Below are 19,054 nucleotides of genomic sequence, written 5' to 3' on the forward strand. Positions count from 1 at the left end.
TATTAAATAAATTTTAAAATTTTTTCTACATTTTTTGTAATAATAAGTATATTAAATATTTATATTAAGAATTATACCCGTTAGCAAGAAAATTGTAAATTATATTTATAAATTGTATTATATGGGCTTATTATTTATTATTTTTATAGAAGATAATCTATCAGATATAGCAAATAAATACATTTTATTACTATAGGTCAGGAGAGATTCCAGAATATATAAGTTAGGAATAACTAAAAAAAGAGACATTGAGCTTTGAAAGTAAACAGGGGGCAAAGCCCCCTAGCATTAACAATTATTTACTTTTTTGAGCTATTTCAAGAAGAATTTTATTTAAGAATTCATCTGTCGGCATAGCACCCAAATCACCATCTTTTCTTGACCTGACTGCAACTGCCTTATTTTCCATTTCCTTATCCCCTAATACTACCATGTAAGGAACCTTATCGAGCTGTGCTTCTCTTATTTTGTAACCTATTTTTTCATTTCTCAAGTCTACTTCAACCCTTACTCCCTTTTCTTCAAACATCTTTTTAAGCTCAAGGGCATAACCATGATGCTTTTCAATTAATGGCAATATCTTTACCTGTACAGGTGACAGCCAGGTAGGGAATGCACCTGCATACTTTTCAATAAGGAGTGCAAGAGTCCTTTCGTAGCATCCTATGGAAGTTCTGTGAATTACATAAGGGTATTGCTTTTGCCCGTCACTGTCAATATACTGCATACCGAACTTTTCTGCCAACTGGAAGTCTATCTGCACAGTAATCAAAGTATCTTCCTTACCATGAACATTCCTTATCTGAATATCAAGCTTTGGACCGTAAAAAGCAGCCTCTCCCTCTTCTTCCTTGTAATTTATTCCAAGGTGATCAAGTATCTGCCTCATTCTGTTTTGTACTTCTTCCCACTGTTCTTCTGTTCCGATATACTTTTCCTTATTGTTAGGATCCCATTTTGAGAAACGGTAGGATACGTCTTCGTCCAGTCCTACAGTCTTAAGCATGAAGTTTGCAAGATCAACGCATCCGGCAAATTCCTGCTCCAACTGATCGGGAGTACATGCAATGTGCCCTTCTGAAATTGTAAATTGCCGTACACGTATTAATCCGTGCATTTCGCCTGAAGATTCATTCCTGAACAATGTTGATGTTTCATTAAACCTCATTGGCAGCTCTCTATAACTTCTAAGTCTTGCAAGGTATACCTGAAACTGAAAAGGACATGTCATCGGTCTCAGTGCAAAGACTTCTGTGCTGTCGCCGTTTTCGTCGCCCATAACGAACATACCGTCACGATAATGGTCCCAATGCCCTGATATTTTATACAAATCGCTTTTCGCCATAAACGGTGTTTTTGTAAGCATATACCCGCGGCGTTCCTCTTCATCCTCTACAAAACGCTGCAAAATTTGAATGACTTTCGCACCCTTTGGCATCAAAATAGGCAAACCCTGTCCAATATAATCAACTGTGGTAAACAGCTCCAGCTCGCGGCCCAACTTGTTGTGATCCCTTTTCTTAGCCTCTTCAAGCCTGGTAATATAATCGTCCAGCTCGCTTTTTTTGGCAAAGGATGTGCCGTAGATTCTCTGAAGCATTTTATTCTTCTCGCTTCCCCTCCAGTAAGCACCTGCTACGGAAAGGAGCTTAAAGGCCTTTATTTTTCCTGTTGAGGGAAGATGAGGGCCTGCACACAGGTCTACAAAGTCTCCCTGCTTATAGAAGGATATTTCCTCTCCCTCAGGTAGGTCCTTAATCAACTCAACCTTGTAAGATTCACCCTTCTCCTCCATATACTTAATAGCTTCATCTCTAGGCAGAGTAAATCTTTCAAGGGGAAGATCCTCTTTTATTATCTTTTCCATCTCTTTTTCTATTTTTTGAATCTCCTCCAATGCTAAAGCAGTATCCATGTCAAAATCGTAATAAAATCCTGTCTCTATAGACGGCCCTATTGCAAGCTTTGCATTTGGGTATAGTCTTTTTACCGCCTGGGCCATAACGTGTGAAGTAGTATGCCTGTAAGCATGCTTTCCTCCTTCATTATCAAATGTAAGAAGGCTTAGTTTGCAGTCATTATCAAGCTTAAAGCTCAAATCCTTTACCTGCCCATCAACTTCTCCGGCAAGAGCTACTCTTGCAAGGCCGGCACTGATGCTCTCCGCAACTTCCTTGATTGTTATGCCTTTGTTATATTCTTTTACACTTCCATCCTTTAACTGTACTTTAACCATTTTAATTCCTCCTATCACACATAATTTCCTATAACATTCAAAAAACTCCCATCCCTTACAACGTAAGGGACGAGAGTTATATCCCGTGGTTCCACCCTAATTTTTACTTAGAATTAGACATTTAATAGCTGATACTTATCAATTATTAAACCTAAATAACTATAACGTATGTCAACGTTTAAGCTCAGAGGTGGTCTTCAATTTTACTTTCCTGAAAACATTTCCAGCCTTTATATCGGCACTAACTGATTAATCACATATAATATCCTTAAAAGTGCTAATCAAAAACAAACTTTAATGCCTATAATAAAGATGTCTTCTCTCTTTGAGGAAACTTTAAAATCTACTCTTCTCATCAATGCTTAATAATAATATTTAAATTTATATAGCATATTATATCCGTATAAAAAAACATTGTCAACAGCCCTAAAGTATTTAGCCATTGGCACAATTATGCATCTGATGTATATCAATATATTATGCATTTGATATTTATAAGTTGAATTTTAAAGATGACCTGATAAAATTCATATATTTTTTTGTAAACCCACCTAAAAATAAAACTTTTCTTGTATAATATAATTAAGGCACGATCAAAAAAATAACTCCCGCTATAAATTTCGCTTTTGTGTTGACTTAGCTCGTCAACACCTGCTCAAAAGCGGAAGTAATTTTTTAATCATACCTAAGTTAGTCTTTATACCTTAAATAAATAGAACAAATACATATATGTATGACTTAAGTTCATCTACAAAACTGGGGGACCTTAATAGAATTTGCAGCAAATAAACATATAATGCTGCATAATACTTGAAAATAAAGCTGATTGATTTAAAGATTGTTTACTGATATAGAGACTATATACAGTTCAGTAAACCATTCTGAAGAGTTAATTTCAAGGGGAAGTGAAATCTTGCTTAATTTTTTCCATTACAAAAAGGAAAAATCGAAAGACATAAGTATAAATGATATTATCATTAGAATTAAAAAGGGTGACAGAGAGTTAAAGGAATGCTTCCTAAATGACTATAAGCCTTTTATAGCCAAGGTAGTTTCTCAGATTACGGGCAAATATATTTACCCTGAAGAGAGTGAAGAATTCTCCATCGCATTGATAGCCTTTAATGAGGCCATCGATAATTTTAATGAAAAAACAAACGGTAATTTTTTGAGTTTTTCCAAACAAAATATAAAATGGAAGCTTATAAACCATTATAAAAAACACATCAAGGACAAAAACGTCTATCCATTTACATATTTTGATAACGAGAATAATAAAGACTTTGAAGAACGTTACCTGAAGATTGATTCAAATCAGGTATATGAATCTATCGAAAGAAAAGAACAGATTGCACATTTAACAAAAAAGCTTAATGATTTTGGCATTACCTTTGAAGATTTGCTTACTTCGGGGCCAAAGCATAAAGATTCCAAAGATCTTTTGATAGGTATTGCAAATGAGATTTTTTCCAGAAAAGAAATCTACAACAAGCTACTAGCCCAGAAAAGTATACCTGTAAATGATCTTCTAAAGGTGACATCTGTCAGCAGAAGAACTATAGAAAGAAACCGTAAATTTATAATAGCTGCTTGCTTAATTTTTAATGAAGATTTCGATTTTTTAAGAAATAGAATAATTGCCAGCGGTAAGCACAAAAGCTACAGTGTTGATGAAAACAACAACTGACTATAATAAAAATTGACTTTTATTTATGTTATTATACATATGGTATTTAACAGAAAAGAGGTAATGAATTTGTATAGGGTCGGCTATATATTTAGCATTCTATCTTCAGATGTTATAGTAATGACTGAGGATCTTGATTTTTACAAGTTAAAAAAGCGTTCTGATATGATTGAGCTGGGGCAGGAGATTTGCTTTTCAGACCATGAAATCATTTCCGCAAAAAGCAGAAAACCGAACTATTTAAGAATTGGAGCAATTGCCTCGGGTTTTGCAGCTGCTATTGTTTTACTTTGTATTACTTTTTATACTAACTTTATACATTCCTCCAGTGAAATATATGCATATATAGATGTTGATACAAACCTAAGTGTGCGCTTAAATATAGACAAACAAAATAAAGTTGTTAAGGTTGATTCCAACAATACAAGCACCAGAAAGATTATCGGAAGCACAGATTTAAAGAATAAATCATTAAGTGATGCACTGACTACTATTGTTGAGAAATCAAAGCAGTTGGGATTTACAACTGACAATAAAGAAGAATATTTGGTGATTTCCGCTTCAATTAAACCGGACGGGTCCGACAACCGTGACCAGTCTAGTCTTGACAGCCTGGTACAGAACGTACGAAAAGACATAAAAGAACTGGATAGCCTTAAAATAAACAAAAGGATTATTAAAGTAGATTCAAAGACATACAAAATTGCATCTGAAAACAACATTTCGATGGGCAGATACATAACATATATCGAATCCAAGAGTAAAGGAATAAACATGTCCATTGAAGACATTAGAGAAGGTTCTATAGGCGGAATAATCAAAAAGGCGGATATGTCCGATATAACCAACAATACAGTTGCCGACAAGCAAAATGTAGTTATTAATGAAGATATCCATAAAAATGAAAATACTTTACCAAAATACAATAACAGAGATGATAAGCCAAAAGGAAATGAAGGATTTAACCAATCCAATAACCAAGGGCACGGGGATAATAACACTTCTACAGGAGGAACAATTAATACTCCTATACCAAGACAAACCCCGAATATATCAAAGAACACACCGGTTATACTAACCTTCGAATACCCTACACCTACAGCTGCTGTTCCTACATATGACTTAACAAAACTGCATCCGGTTCCGACGACGCCTGTAGTTCCGGTATACACTACACCTAGCTTTACAAATAAATGGCCTAGCTATACTGAAAGTAAAGCCACACCAACGCCAAAAAGGCAATCGGACAGTCCTATTCATACATCAGCTGCCCATACTACACCAGCACATGTATTGACACCTTCGCCTCTGCCTACTTTTGGCTTTACTTCACCTGTAGAAATTTCTATAAATCCCGCTTCTGAGATAACATCATCAAGTGCTTTTATAAGCGGTAAGGTAATAAAATTTGAGCAGAATAAATATTTCTATGGCGGTAATTGTAATATTTCACTGGTTTATTGGGAAACAAGCAACCCAATGTATGTAAAAATGGCTGCATCTATCTATGAGGATGATTTTCCTGCTGATATATCAGCTACCATTAAAGGTTTGAAGCCAAATACCAGCTATCAATTTAAAGTTGTGGTTAACATGTACTTTGGAAGTACTACTCAGACATTTACAACTTTAGCATGGGCGGGCCATACCAAAGAAGCTGTCTCAACAACTACACCGTCGCCATCAATGCCAAGTAAGATTATACCAACTCCCAAAAACCCCTGGGTGTTCCCTACACCAATACCGCCTATTTGGTTTGATCCTCCAAAGATGTCACCAACCCACTTTACCTATACAAAGCCTGAGGATATAAATACTCCATACCCAAAATCAACACCGATGACTAAGCCTACTTTTAAGTATCCCCAGTGGTAGCATTGATGCACCTAGGTTATATCCTTTATTTAAATTGTTCGGTATAATACTCAAGGGTCTGTGAAATTTCTGCCAGAGTTTTTGCAGTTGCATTAATGCTTTTTGCTTCAGAAAATGTGTCCTTTGAAGCAGTGCTTATATCGCTTACAGCATTCGATATCTCCTTTGCACCAAGCGATATTTCCTCTGAATTTGATGCAACTTCTTTTACCATTTTTGACGAACTGTCTGAGCCCATTGCTGCTTCATTTGCTGCAATGGCCAGTTCTGATACTGCCCTTGCAAAATCCTTTGTTGACTCAGAAACCTCCCAGGCATCTTTCGCTGCACCTTGGGATTTTAAAGCTATTTCCCCAATTTTTTCTGTTATCAGGTTAATTTTCTCCGCACCTATTATGGCAGACTTGGAAATATCCCCGGTTACAGCTGACTGTTCAGCTACTGCCGAAGCAATAATATTTGATAAGTTTGTTATCTCGACAACTACATCTGTTATGGTTTCCACCGCCACAACAGCCTCATTCATCTTTTCTCTCATACTTTCTATTTGACTGCGAATCTCTTCAGTAGAATTTGATGTTTGTCTTGAAAGCTCTTTAACTTCATTTGCAACTACAGCAAAACCTTTTCCTGCCTCTCCTGCACCTGCTGCTTCTATGGCAGCATTTAGTGACAGTAAATTGGTCTGACGAGCTATATCATTAATTACATCTATTATTTTTACGATTTGCTTGGACAAACCATCTAAATCATCTATAATCCTGTTGGTTTTATTTGCTTTTCCTCTGGCATCCTCTGTTATTACAATTGAACGTTTGCAACTTTTGGAAATCTCAGCAAGAGAAATATTCATCTCATTTACCGAATTTGCAATATTATTAACTGAAACCGATATATTCCTCGCACTCTCTGATACACTTCCAATACTGTCCGAGATTTGATTCATACCACCGGAAATACCATTAACACTTGTTGAGGCCTGTTCAGATGATTTTGCAATATTTCTGATTGTTGCACTCATTTCCTCGACAGATGAAGCAATTACATTTACATTTCTGCTTGTATTAGTTGCTGCGCCAGCTGTCAAGTCTATTCTTGCTGAAATATCACTTACATTTCCGCTCACCAAATTCAGCTTATCATCGATATCCATACTGGTATTCTGCATTATATCAGATGTTTTCAGAAGGTTTGCAGAGGAGTCACTAAGGTTTGATGCTTTATTGTATATCTGCTTCATTATTCCACTCATGTTCCCTGTAAATTTGTTCAGATATTTTACTATCTCCCCAGCCTCGCCACCAATTTGGACAGAAATCGTTTTCTCCAATCCCCTTTTTCCCTGTGCCATATCCATAACAATGCTTTTTAAATATAAGACAGGCTTAATATACCTGAAATAAGCATAGGCACCAAATCCCATGTTCAATGCCATAATCCCGAATGCCATAGCTGCTGTTGCAGCTGCAAAACCAGAGTTTGAGGCTGCAATAAGGGAAACAAAAAGTAGTACATTTGAAGAAAAGAATAGCATTGCTTTGCCTTTAATGCCGCGAAGGCTAAAAGTTCTTTTGTTACTCGTATTAGTATCTTCTATGGGATTTTCAAATAGGATCCTTACCTTACATTCAGCCCCTGTATTTTCGATTTCAGTTACTTCAATCTTTTCTTTAAAATAGTCAGCTGACCCCGCTAACAATCCCTTCATATAATCCGGCATCATTCTAGATGATCTATAAGTAAAAATAGCTTCCTTTTGAGACACCTTTTCAATAGAAACATAGGGAGGTCTGGCACCAGGCAGCTTTTCTGTAATTATCCTGTGAACCTCATTCATAGAGCATAAAAACATATACAGATTCTCATGACAAAAAAAGGAAGGATAGGCACTTGAAAATGTACTGATATTATACCTCCCGATATCCTTCCATGTATCGCTTTCACTGAAGCCCTTTATATATGCTATTTTTTGAATAAGCTGCTTGGCCTTTACATCATCTACCGAATCACTGGATTTGAATACTTTGTTTTTCTCCCATCCAACCTCTTCCATTGCCTTTATAACAACATCTTCGCCATACATAATTCTTGCAGTTTGAATCCAAGTAGCTATGACAGTACCCTTCATTAATATTCACCACACCTGTATCAAATTTTGTTATACTAAAACTCAACAATATAGTATCGGGTATAGCAAATATTTCGTCTAAATGGCGACTATCAATTAGCATTTTTTATGATTTTTTCATTTCTATAAAAAGGCTTATCAAATCCCATGTCTGAGTATGTCTCTACAACCTTACCCTCAATGAGGAATTGAACTCTTTTAACTGTTTTTAGCTCCGTCAGAGAGTTCACTATAGAGTTTATAGTTATTGCACCACCTGCTGAGCCTGCAAAAGCATTGCTCTGAAACTCCTTGGAAAGGTTAATTTTACATGTTCCGTCCTCAGATGTAGTTACTGATAAAACCTTAGTATTTTCCGGTATTATAGGGTATAAATCCTTATTCTGAGGCCCTTTTAAAAGCTCCTCCAGGATTTCCTTTTCCAAAGAACCATTTACATTGATAGATACTTTTCTCTTTTCGCCAACAATAAAATCCGTATCAGGGCTTCCAAAATAGACTGTTATGACCTGCGACTTTTCCTTAAGAGGTTTACCGCTCTTATCAAGATCAACCTCATCCATTTCCCCAAATACTTTTCCGTTGGAGTTCACCAATTCACGCCCTTCAACCATTATCTTAACCTTTTCAATACCGGCGATTGCCGTTAAGGTGTTTACAACCGAAATTCTTTTAAACTCCTCTGTTATACCCTCTTGCTTACCGTTGTACTCTTTTGAAAAATCCACGACAACAGTTTTTCCATCCCTTCTTATACCTAATATTGATACTCCGTCAGGCAGGGTTTTTTTGAGTTCCGAATTTTTAGGGCCCATTGCCAACGCCTCCACTGTTGACCTTAAAACAGCCATTTCACTAATTTCAATGTCTCTTATTTCCTTGATCAAAGCAGTATTGTCTATATTGGAAAAATACAATGTCACCTTTTGTCTTGTCGTTTTACTGTCCTCACTATCACCCATGCTATTACCGTTTTCCTTATCGCTAGGCTCGTCCTGCCCTTGAGATACAATTCCGTCCGGATTGGATTTTGTTGTTTTGTTTTTTGCATCAAAACTACATGCAGTAAATGTAAACAGCATAATAAAAGTCAATAATGCGGCTAATTTTCTTATCATACCAATTTAACTTGCTTTATAGAAATAATTTTTAATCCTCATTATTTTCTACAATACAAGCTTTATCCTCCCTTTCACTAGATACATAGATTATAGATAATTATAGCACAACACCTTCAAACAGCAAAGGAAGCTTTCTTCCATAATTCTCATGAAACCGTGATAAGTTCCTTCATCCTATTTAATTTGCTCTCACCTATCCCCGGAACATTAAGCAAGTCCTCTATCGACTTAAACTTCCCGTGTTTGTTACGATACTCAACAATATCGGCCGCAATTGCAGGACCTATTCCAGGTAAAACTGCATCCATTTCTTCTGCCGTTGCGGTATTTATATTTATTTTCCCACCAGCTGCCTCATTTTTTTCATTACTTACCAAACCGCCGCTGTCCTTGACAATTTTAATGCCTTGCCCCGCGTTGTTCACCGTGGCTTCCGATTTATTGCCGATGTCTGAACTATTTTTGGAGCTTTTCCCATTATCCGAAGATTTAACCTCTACAGCCCTCTCAGCTTCTTTTTTAGACTTAATGTCAATCCAGACATTATCATTTAGAACATATACCATGTTGATATTTTTATCTGCCTCATCTGTTAATCCGCCTGCTGCATTAACCGCGTCAAAGATCATTTGTCCCTTAGTAAGCGTTACTATCCCAGGCTTTTTTACACAACCTGTTATGTATACCTTAATTTGTTCCTGGATTTCTGCGGGTGTAGGACTGGGGAACTTATTTTCTCCTGGAGTTCTGACAGCCTCATTAGTTGTGCTAACAGCACTTCCTTCCTTTGGTAAAAATATGATAGGTTCATTACCAACCTTTACCAAATATCCGATTACACCTAACACTGCCAACAAAATAAGAATTGATACTGCAATTATACCCTTATTGACATAGATTTCTCTGCCAAAAATTTTAAATTCCATACCAATTTCCTCCATAAACTTTGATATTTTGGATCAAGGTATTCAAAAAATTATTTATTCAGGTATATTATTTCTTCGTATAAATAAAAAAATCCTTTTTTCCTTAAACATTAAGCAAGCAGGGTGATACAAAACTGTAAAGTAAGTTTTGTATCACCCTGCTACTATAAGCTCTACCTTGTTGTATTATTTAACAACTATATTAACCAACCTGCCTGGAACAGCAATAACCTTAACTACTGTTTTTCCTTCAATGAGCTCTTTAGCTTTATCATTGCTGAGGGCAGTTTCTTCTAATTCTTTTTGGTTTAATTTTGCCGGAACGACAAGTTTATCTCTGACCTTTCCGTTTATCTGTACCACTATTTCGATCTGGTCCTTAACCAGTGCTTCTGCATCGTATTTAGGCCACTGCTGATCGTGGACACTGCCGCTTCTTCCTATAAGACTCCACAGCTCTTCTGTTGCATGTGGAATAAACGGAGCCAGCATAATTACCAGACTGTCAACCGCTTCCTTGAGCACAGCCTTATTTTTCTGCTCATCACTAACCTTTTCCTTATAAGCATAGAGAGCATTAATGAGCTCCATAACAGCACTTATAGCTGTATTAAAATTAAACCTTTCACCTATATCATCAGTAACTTTTTTAATGGTATGGTTTATAACATAGCGTATTTCCTTATCCTGCTCATTTAATGATGCTTTATCAATTTCCCCGGCATCCTTAATAAGCGGTAAAAACTCGCCGATTATCCTCCAGACCCTGTTAATAAATCTATAACATCCCTCAACACCTTGATCGCTCCATTCAAGGTCTTTTTCTGGAGGTGAAGCAAAAAGTATAAATAATCTTGCTGTATCCGCCCCATACTTTTCAATTATCTCCTCCGGGCTAACAACATTGCCTACAGATTTGGACATTTTGATACCGTCCTTAAGAACCATGCCCTGGGTAAGGAGATTTTTAAAGGGTTCCTCCTGTGAAACAAAGCCCATGTCATACAATGCCTTCATAAAGAATCTTGAATACAAAAGGTGCAATATCGCATGCTCTACGCCGCCGATATACTGGTCTACCTGCATCCAGTAATCGGTGCTCTTCTTACTAAAGGGCTCCTTACTGTTACAAGGATCTGTATACCTTAAATAATACCAGGATGAACACACAAAGGTATCCATTGTGTCAACTTCTCTTCTGCCTGTCTTTCCACATTTGGGGCATTTGGCAGCAACATATGATGGGCTGCCTGCAAGCGGCGACTCACCAACACCTGTAAACTTAACATCCGTTGGAAGAATGACAGGCAATTCCTCTTCTGGCACAGGTACAGATCCACAAGTATCGCAATATATAATCGGAATTGGAGCTCCCCAGTATCTTTGCCTTGATATCAGCCAGTCTCTGAGCCTGAAGTTTATCTTTCTTTCTCCGAATCCCTTTTCTTCGATGTAATCAATTATTTTGCCTATAGCCTCGTCACTCTTAATTCCGTCAAACTTATCAGAGTTTACCAGGTAGCCAACTTCCTCAAAGGCAGCCTCCATTTGAGAAGTATTAAGAGTAACACCCTCCGGCTGGATAACAACCTTTAAAGGAAGATTGTATTTTTTAGAGAATTCGAAGTCCCTCTGGTCATGGGTCGGAACTGCCATTACCACACCAGTGCCGTATTCAGCTAATACGTAATTTGCCAGGTACAAAGGCACCTTATCCCCGTTCAAAGGATTAACGACATACCTTCCGGTAAATACCCCTTCTTTCTCAGTCTCATTTGAAGTTCTTGTTATTTCATTTAAGAACTTCATCTTCTCAATAAATTCTTTACACTGCTCTTCCTGCTCTGTTCCCTCTATCAGCTCTTTTACAATGGAGTGTTCCGGTGCAATAACCATGTAGGTAACACCATATATAGTATCAGGCCTTGTTGTGTAAACTCTAACGGATTTATCCATTTCGTCGACCTTAAAATCTACCTCTACGCCTTCGCTCCTACCGATCCAGTTCTGCTGCATTGTTTTGACCTTTTCCGGCCAACCGTCCAGCATTTGTATATCATCCAGAAGCTTTTGGGCATATTTCGTTATCTTAAAGTACCACTGCTCAAGATCTTTTTTTCCCACATCGGATTTACAACGTTCGCACTTTCCGTTTACAACCTGCTCATTGGCGAGAACAGTTGTACATGAAGGACACCAGTTTACGAATGATTTTTTCTTATATGCCAAACCATTTTTGTAAAGCTGTAAAAACATCCACTGTGTCCACTTGTAATAATCCGGGTGACATGTGGCAACTTCCCTATCCCAGTCATAGCTTATACCGAGCTCCTTAAGCTGCCTTCTCATGTTTTCTATGTTGGACCAGGTCCAGTCGTTGGGGTGTATTCCTCTCTTTATTGCAGCATTCTCAGCCGGCAATCCAAATGAGTCCCATCCCATTGGATGAAGGACATTAAATCCATTCATTTTCTTGTACCTGGCAACAACATCACCAATCGAATAGTTTCTCACATGACCCATATGAAGATTTCCCGATGGGTATGGAAACATCTCAAGTACATAGTACTTTTCCTTGTCATTGTCGGAGACCTTAAATACTTTATTTTTCTCCCATAAATTCTGCCATTTCTTTTCTATTTCTCTATAGTTATAATGCATAGGGTACCTCCATTGTAATAATGAGCTTTGATTTTTATTCTTTATTTATATGATAAAACACCATCGGACCAAAGCCTTTCAAGATTGTAAAAGCCCCTGTCCTCTTCGTGGAATATATGAACAATAACGTCACCGTAATCAAGTAATATCCATCTTGCACTGTTATAGCCTTCCTTGTGAAAGCATCTTAAGCCCTGTTCTTCCATTTTTTCTTCCAACTCATCGGCTAGTGTTTTAATATGTGTTGAGGAAGTACCATTGCAAATTACAAAATAATCAGACAAAATAGATATGTTTTCAATGCTTATAACATTTATATCCTTAGCTTTCTTACTATCTAAAATCTCTACGATTTTATCAACCATTTCTTTTGAATTCAATACTGTTTCATCCCTCTCACCATCAAATTTTAAGCATAATTATAAATGAATTATACTATTAATAATATTATTTGTGAACAATATGTTTTGCATGTCTTTTATTAATCATTTTTTAATGTCTAAAAAATCACGGCAAATAATCAGCACCTAATACAATTGTTACATCTACATTGGAATTTTTTATCTTTTCCTTGGACAATCTGCCTGTTTTTATTAAGCTTATTACCTCATCGCCATAGCCATTATCGTTTCTTTCTATTACTTTTGTTTTGGTTGTGACTTTTCCCGAAATAACCGATATAACTTTAATACCGCTGTTTTTAAGGGTATTTCCGAGAGTAGTACCAACACCCTTTTTGCCTGTGCTGTTTATTATCTCAACCTTAATCTCCGATGTCTTTCTTTCGTTTTTCGGGCTTGTTGTCTCCTGGTTCTTTGGTTTAGTAGCGTCAGTCTCTTCCTTTTTTACTTCAGCAGCAGTGCTTGGCACTTCTTTTTTTTCTTTAGCTGTCACTGTCTTTTGTGCTGCCGGCTTGTCCTTGGCAAAAATCCTGGAATCTTTGGTAAAATTCACAGCCACCACAAGTGAGACAACAATAATTACTATGGAGCCAAACAAGAGAAAAATATGTTCAAAATGATTTAATATATTCTTTTTATTGGATTTTGCCATTTCAAACCATCCCCTTAAGTTCTATTATAACTAATATTTAACATTCCCCATCTGCTCAAGAATATAATTTCTTGCATGAATTGCATCAACATGTATATAGCTCTTTTTTTCGATTATATGATTGATGGTTCTGTCGAGGGCCATAAGCATTGTCCTGTCGATGTCTTTAAATGCTTCTTTTCTTGCCTCCTCAACACCCTGAAAACTCCTGCCAGGCTCAATATAATCAGCTATATATATAATTTTCTCAAGCATGTCCATATCAGCTCGTCCAGTTGTGTGGTATTTTATTGCTGTTAACACTGATCGATCCTTTATACCATATTCTTCCCTTGCAATTTCGGCACCTATAGAGCCATGAAGCAGTGAAGGCTGGTTTCTTGTAAAAACATCAATCTCAATCCCGTATTTTTCACAGGCCTTAAAAACTTCTGCTCCTTTAATTTCTCTTGCACAATCATGAAGCAATCCTGATACAGCTGCCTTTTCCACATCAACACCATAGATCTTAGCAAGATCTACAGCTGTATACATTACCCCTAATGAGTGTTTAAACCTCTTCTTTGAAAGAGTTTTTTCCAATTTATTTCTCATTTCATCAATTGTCATACTCCATATTGCCCTTCTGTACACTATAAATCTTCAGTCCCTGTATAAATTGTTCTTATAAATATAGTCTTCAACACATTCAGGCAATAAATACTTTATCGTCTTCCCTTCCTGCACTCTTTTCCTGATATCTGTTGATGAAATCTGGACCATAGGTATATTGGCAACTATTATGTCGGCATTGTAGTTTGATTTGAGGTATTCAACATCACTATAAAAGCTTTCATCGACATAATCAGGTCTTAATGCAGATATAAATCTGCACATGGTAAATAATTCCTCGAAGTTTTTCCAGGTCGTCAGTTCTTTTACAACATCCGCACCCGTAATAAAATACATCTGTGCCTTTTCCCCATAAATTCTTTTAAAATGTTTCAATGTGTCTATTGTATAAGTGTATCCTTCACGTTCCACCTCTACACTTGAAACCTCAAAATAAGGATTTGAATAAACAGCCTTCTTAACCATGTTAAGCCTGTCTATTGGCGAAGTCACATTTAAATGCTTTTTGTGAGGAGGCATTCCCGTCGGCACAAATATGACCTTATCCAGCCCAATGGCATTTCTTATGTTCTCTGCAGTTATTAGATGTCCGTAATGGATAGGGTCAAAAGTCCCACCTGAAATTCCGATTTTAATATATCCCGGCATAGTTGTTCTCCAAAATTTTGCTCCATACATTATAGCATAAATAATCCTAATTATAAAGGAAAATGATTTATAATTAGGATTATTTGAAAATTTCATTTATTTTTAACATACTACTATAATATAGCTTTACAGTTTGGTACCCATAATAAGTGCCAGTGAACCATATAGGATTGAGTCATCTCCAAGCTTTGACTGAACAATTTCAGTTCCTTCAAGGACGGCAGGCATTGAAAATCTTTTTATTTTCTCTTGAAGTGCAGGAAGCATATAACCCCCAAGGGCTTCAAACACTCCACCACCTAATATAAGCATGTTAGGATTGAATATGTTTATTAGGGATCCAGCACCTGCTGCAAGATAATATACTGCCTTATCCACTACCTCCAGTGCCAGCTCATCCCTATCCTCAATAGCTCTTTTTAGCATTTTGCTCTTTATAATGGTTGTATCTTCTCCCATCAAATCCTTAAGGATTGATTCCCTGCCTCTTGCAATCTGTCCCTTAATCTCCCTTGTAATTGCAATCTTACTTGCATATGCTTCAAGACACCCTCTCTGCCCGCAGTTGCAGTAAGGCCCCTCGGTATTTATTATCATATGACCAACCTCGGTTCCTGAATGCTTTGCACCTGCATATAGCTTATTGTTTATAATGACGCCTCCGCCTATGCCTGTTCCAACAAATATACCCACTATATTTTCTCTATTTTTTCCGACACCATATTTCCACTCACCAAGAACACCCATCTTTACGTCATTTCCGATGTGAAAGGGTACATTAAATTTGCCCTCAATAACTTTTTTTATGTTATAGTTTCTCCATGGAATATTTGGAGTAAAGATGATTTCACCAGTACTTTCATTTATTATCCCCGGTGCACCGGCTCCTATTCCGGCAAGAGACTCTCTGCTTATTTGTGACTTTACAATAAGTTCCTCAACAAGGTTTATAATTCTTTCCTCTATTTTCCCCTGGCCCTCTTCCGCCTTGGTTTTCTTTTTTACTTTGCATACTATTTTGAGGTTTTCATCAAATACTGCTCCTAAAACCTTTGTACCACCTATATCCAAACATATATATGCTTTTTTCATTATATCAGCTCCAATAAAAATTTGTAGTATATTATAATTCTACACAGCTGCAAAAATATCCTTCATCATAATTTTTTAGACATAATTTCTCACAATAACATAACAAAAAGCAAGGGACATATATTATTCAGTATCCCCTGCCTTTTATATTAAAAGTATGGCTCTTAGTATTTCCTGCCTATGTCTTTTCTGAAGTGTGCACCCCTAAAGGAGATTTTTTCAACTGCTTGGTAAGCCTTTCCAATTGCTTGTTCCATTGTAGGTTCAAGTGCTGTAACACCTAAAACCCTGCCTCCAGCAGTGTAAAACCTTCCGTTTTCATATTTGGTTCCGGCATGAAACACCACTGTATTGGCATCGTGCTCTGCATCAGCAAGTCCTGATATTTCGAGGCCTGTATCATATTTTCCAGGATAGCCTCCAGATGCCATAACTACGCAAACTGCTGCACTGCTGCTCCACTTGATATCCATCTCACTTAGCTTTTCATCAATTACCGCATTGAATATCTCTACCAAGTCACTCTCTAGTTGGGGAAGTACAACCTGCGTCTCGGGATCCCCAAACCTTGCATTGTATTCAAGAACTTTAGGACCTTCCTTAGTCAGTATAAACCCAAAATAAATAACGCCTTTAAACTTTCTGTTTTCCTTATTCATTGCTTCTATTGTAGGCTTCATTATTTTTTCCATGCAGTAGTCGGCGATTTCCGGGGTATATATCTTACTAGGAGCAAATGTGCCCATTCCTCCTGTATTAGGCCCCTCATCATTGTCAAATACTCTTTTATGGTCCTGGGAGCTAACCATAGGCTTAATTGTTTTTCCATCGGTAAATGCCAGAATAGACACTTCAGGACCAACAAGAAACTCTTCAATAACAACCTTATTCCCGGCACTACCAAAAACCTTATCGTTCATCATACTGTTGACAGCTTCCTGTGCCTGATCAAAACCTTGAGCTATTATAACACCTTTGCCAAGTGCCAACCCATCTGCCTTTATTACCACAGGATACTCCTGATGCTTTAAATACTCAATAGCATGCTCATAGTTGTCAAAGGTTTCATATTTTGCAGTAGGAATTGAATATTTTTTCATCAAATCCTTTGCAAAAGCCTTGCTTCCCTCAATAACCGCAGCATTTTTATATGGTCCGAAGGCTCTGATGCCTGCCTTTTCCAGCTCATCCACCATGCCTGCTGCCAAAGGATCATCGGGGGCGACAACTACCAGATCTATCATATTGTCTTTTGAAAATTTTACAATTCCCTCTATATCCATGGCTTTGATGGGAACACATTCAGCTAACGTTGAAATACCACCGTTTCCCGGTGCACAATACAGTTTTGTAACCAATGGGCTTTGTGCAATTTTCCATATAATTGTATGCTCACGCCCTCCACTACCTACAACCAGAATTTTCATTCTAATCCTCCACCGTCTACTTAATTTTACAAACAATCACGAATTAATGTTTAAAATGTCTCATGCCTGTGAAAATCATGGCAATTCCATGCTTATTGCATTCGTCAATGGAAGCCTGATCGTTCATTGAGCCTCCTGGCTGTATTATTGCTGTAATACCTGCCGCAGCAGCAGCCTCTACACAATCAGGGAATGGGAAAAATGCATCGGATGCGAGAACAGCTCCTTTTGTTCTTTCTCCACCGTACTCTATTGCAATCTTTGCCGCCATAATCCTATTTGTCTGTCCAGGACCCACGCCTAATGTCTGCTTACCCTTAGCCACAACTATGCCATTGGATTTGGTATGCTTTACAACCTTCATTGCAAACAAAAGCTCTTCAATTTGCTTTTCATCCGGCTTTTTCTCGGTGACAAATTTTATTTCTTCCTTATTTACACATTCACGGTTAACGTTTTGAACCAGGAGTCCTCCAGCTACTTTTTTCATATCATAGCTTCCTTCAGGAACCGGTGCCCCGATGTCATCCAATTTCATGATTCTTATGTTCTTTTTCTTCGAAAGAACTGCCATTGCTTCATCTGTAAAGGAAGGAGCAATTATTATTTCAACGAATATCTTATTGATTTCTTCTGCAGTCTTAAGGTCAATCTCTCTATTTGCAGCAATTATCCCGCCAAATATGGATACTGGATCTGCTTCATATGCCTTTACATATGCATCATATATATTGTCGCTGCTGGCTACTCCACATGGGTTGGCATGCTTTACAGCTACAACCGTGGGCTCAGAAAATTCCTTCAAGAGCTCAAGTGCACCGTTGGCATCATTTATGTTGTTGTATGAAAGCTCTTTCCCATGCAACTGCTTCGCAGATGTAATACACCCCTTGTTTGCTCCAACTTCCTTATAGAAAACAGCCTTTTGATGAGGATTCTCACCATACCTCATGTCCTGAACCTTCTCAAATGTAAGGGTCATGGTTTCAGGGAAGGTGTCTTCTCCTATCTTTTCTCTCAAGTATTTAGCTATAAGGGTATCATAATGACATGTATGTTCAAAAACTTTATATGCAAGCTTAAATTTTGTTTTCAAGGAAACATCCTTTGATGATTTCAATTCTTCAACGACAGTCACGTAATCAGAAGGATCCACTATAACAGATACATCCTGGTAGTTTTTGGCAGCTGCACGGAGCATTGTGGGACCGCCAATATCGATATTCTCAATAGCATCATGGAGCTCAACATTCTCTTTTAAAATTGTCTGCTTGAAAGGATATAGGTTTATTATAACCATACCAATGGGCTCTATACCCAGTTCTGCTATTTGTTTCATATGATCAGGGTTGCTTCTTATTGCAAGCAGCCCACCATGGACTTTAGGATGAAGGGTTTTAACCCTGCCGTCAAGGCATTCGGGAAAGCCTGTGATGTCAGATATATTTATAACTTTTATTCCAGCATCACTTAAGGTTTTATAGGTTCCGCCCGTTGATATTATTTCTACTCCCATACCTTGAAGCTCTTTTGCAAAATCTACAATTCCGGTTTTATCCGATACGCTTATTAAGGCCCTTTTAACCAT

14 protein-coding genes are annotated in these 19,054 nt (G+C 37.4%); 2 read left to right on the top strand and 12 right to left on the bottom strand.

Features of this window, described 5'->3' with window-relative positions; all coding sequences use genetic code 11:
• Positions 1 to 295: 295 nt before the first annotated feature.
• Positions 296 to 2,236, bottom strand: coding sequence for a threonine--tRNA ligase (gene thrS, locus VIO64_RS06510; protein WP_331916371.1), 1,941 nt, complete (start codon positions 2,234 to 2,236; stop codon positions 296 to 298).
• Positions 2,237 to 3,149: 913 nt separating this feature from the next.
• Here thrS and VIO64_RS06515 point away from each other — a divergent pair.
• Both VIO64_RS06515 and VIO64_RS06520 read left to right on the top strand, forming a co-directional pair.
• On the top strand, positions 3,150 to 3,923 hold the full coding sequence (locus VIO64_RS06515; RefSeq protein ID WP_331916373.1) for a sigma-70 family RNA polymerase sigma factor: 774 nt from the start codon (positions 3,150 to 3,152) through the stop codon (positions 3,921 to 3,923).
• A gap of 63 nt (positions 3,924 to 3,986) precedes the next feature.
• Entirely contained in the window at positions 3,987 to 5,798 is a 1,812-nt protein-coding gene (locus VIO64_RS06520) for an anti-sigma-I factor RsgI family protein (protein WP_331916375.1), read from the top strand.
• A gap of 25 nt (positions 5,799 to 5,823) precedes the next feature.
• Here the strand turns inward: VIO64_RS06520 and VIO64_RS06525 are convergent, their stop codons facing one another.
• From VIO64_RS06525 to purH, 11 genes are all read right to left on the bottom strand, one after another.
• Positions 5,824 to 7,926, bottom strand: coding sequence for a heme NO-binding domain-containing protein (locus tag VIO64_RS06525; RefSeq protein ID WP_331916377.1), 2,103 nt, complete (start codon positions 7,924 to 7,926; stop codon positions 5,824 to 5,826).
• Positions 7,927 to 8,018: 92 nt separating this feature from the next.
• The gene (locus VIO64_RS06530) at positions 8,019 to 9,044 is read right to left on the bottom strand and encodes a GerMN domain-containing protein (RefSeq protein ID WP_331916379.1); all 1,026 of its coding nucleotides are present in this window, start codon (positions 9,042 to 9,044) and stop codon (positions 8,019 to 8,021) included.
• 149 nt (positions 9,045 to 9,193) lie between these two features.
• A complete protein-coding gene (locus VIO64_RS06535; RefSeq protein ID WP_331916381.1) occupies positions 9,194 to 9,973 on the bottom strand; it encodes a helix-hairpin-helix domain-containing protein in 780 nt (259 codons plus the stop codon).
• A gap of 186 nt (positions 9,974 to 10,159) precedes the next feature.
• Positions 10,160 to 12,634: a leucine--tRNA ligase gene (leuS, locus tag VIO64_RS06540; protein WP_331916383.1), complete on the bottom strand. Its 2,475-nt coding sequence runs from the start codon at positions 12,632 to 12,634 to the stop codon at positions 10,160 to 10,162.
• A gap of 41 nt (positions 12,635 to 12,675) precedes the next feature.
• Positions 12,676 to 13,014, bottom strand: coding sequence for a ribosome silencing factor (gene rsfS / locus VIO64_RS06545; protein ID WP_331916385.1), 339 nt, complete (start codon positions 13,012 to 13,014; stop codon positions 12,676 to 12,678).
• Between the two features lie 127 nt (positions 13,015 to 13,141).
• The gene (locus VIO64_RS06550) at positions 13,142 to 13,687 is read right to left on the bottom strand and encodes a LytR C-terminal domain-containing protein (protein ID WP_331916387.1); all 546 of its coding nucleotides are present in this window, start codon (positions 13,685 to 13,687) and stop codon (positions 13,142 to 13,144) included.
• A gap of 30 nt (positions 13,688 to 13,717) precedes the next feature.
• A complete protein-coding gene (yqeK, locus tag VIO64_RS06555) occupies positions 13,718 to 14,296 on the bottom strand; it encodes a bis(5'-nucleosyl)-tetraphosphatase (symmetrical) YqeK (RefSeq protein ID WP_331916388.1) in 579 nt (192 codons plus the stop codon).
• Between the two features lie 33 nt (positions 14,297 to 14,329).
• Positions 14,330 to 14,947, bottom strand: a complete 618-nt coding sequence (gene nadD, locus VIO64_RS06560; protein WP_331916389.1) for a nicotinate-nucleotide adenylyltransferase — start codon at positions 14,945 to 14,947, stop codon at positions 14,330 to 14,332.
• Between the two features lie 126 nt (positions 14,948 to 15,073).
• The gene (locus tag VIO64_RS06565) at positions 15,074 to 16,039 is read right to left on the bottom strand and encodes an ROK family protein (RefSeq protein ID WP_331916390.1); all 966 of its coding nucleotides are present in this window, start codon (positions 16,037 to 16,039) and stop codon (positions 15,074 to 15,076) included.
• A 164-nt stretch (positions 16,040 to 16,203) separates the two neighbouring features.
• Complete coding sequence (gene purD / locus VIO64_RS06570) at positions 16,204 to 17,466, bottom strand: phosphoribosylamine--glycine ligase (protein ID WP_331916391.1); 1,263 nt, start codon at positions 17,464 to 17,466, stop codon at positions 16,204 to 16,206.
• 43 nt (positions 17,467 to 17,509) lie between these two features.
• A complete protein-coding gene (gene purH, locus VIO64_RS06575; protein WP_331916392.1) occupies positions 17,510 to 19,054 on the bottom strand; it encodes a bifunctional phosphoribosylaminoimidazolecarboxamide formyltransferase/IMP cyclohydrolase in 1,545 nt (514 codons plus the stop codon).

Origin of the sequence: Pseudobacteroides sp. (assembly GCF_036567765.1) — a bacterium.
Classification (GTDB): domain Bacteria; phylum Bacillota; class Clostridia; order Acetivibrionales; family DSM-2933; genus Pseudobacteroides.

Coding starts and splice junctions, on each gene's coding strand:
- thrS (WP_331916371.1), bottom strand. CDS start 2,236: ATGGTTAAAGTACAGTTAAAGGATGGAAGTGTAAAAGAATATAACAAA.
- VIO64_RS06520 (WP_331916375.1), top strand. CDS start 3,987: ATGAATTTGTATAGGGTCGGCTATATATTTAGCATTCTATCTTCAGAT.
- VIO64_RS06525 (WP_331916377.1), bottom strand. CDS start 7,926: ATGAAGGGTACTGTCATAGCTACTTGGATTCAAACTGCAAGAATTATG.
- VIO64_RS06530 (WP_331916379.1), bottom strand. CDS start 9,044: ATGATAAGAAAATTAGCCGCATTATTGACTTTTATTATGCTGTTTACA.
- VIO64_RS06535 (WP_331916381.1), bottom strand. CDS start 9,973: ATGGAATTTAAAATTTTTGGCAGAGAAATCTATGTCAATAAGGGTATA.
- leuS (WP_331916383.1), bottom strand. CDS start 12,634: ATGCATTATAACTATAGAGAAATAGAAAAGAAATGGCAGAATTTATGG.
- VIO64_RS06550 (WP_331916387.1), bottom strand. CDS start 13,687: ATGGCAAAATCCAATAAAAAGAATATATTAAATCATTTTGAACATATT.
- yqeK (WP_331916388.1), bottom strand. CDS start 14,296: ATGACAATTGATGAAATGAGAAATAAATTGGAAAAAACTCTTTCAAAG.
- nadD (WP_331916389.1), bottom strand. CDS start 14,947: ATGCCGGGATATATTAAAATCGGAATTTCAGGTGGGACTTTTGACCCT.
- VIO64_RS06565 (WP_331916390.1), bottom strand. CDS start 16,039: ATGAAAAAAGCATATATATGTTTGGATATAGGTGGTACAAAGGTTTTA.
- purD (WP_331916391.1), bottom strand. CDS start 17,466: ATGAAAATTCTGGTTGTAGGTAGTGGAGGGCGTGAGCATACAATTATA.
- purH (WP_331916392.1), bottom strand. CDS start 19,054: ATGGTTAAAAGGGCCTTAATAAGCGTATCGGATAAAACCGGAATTGTA.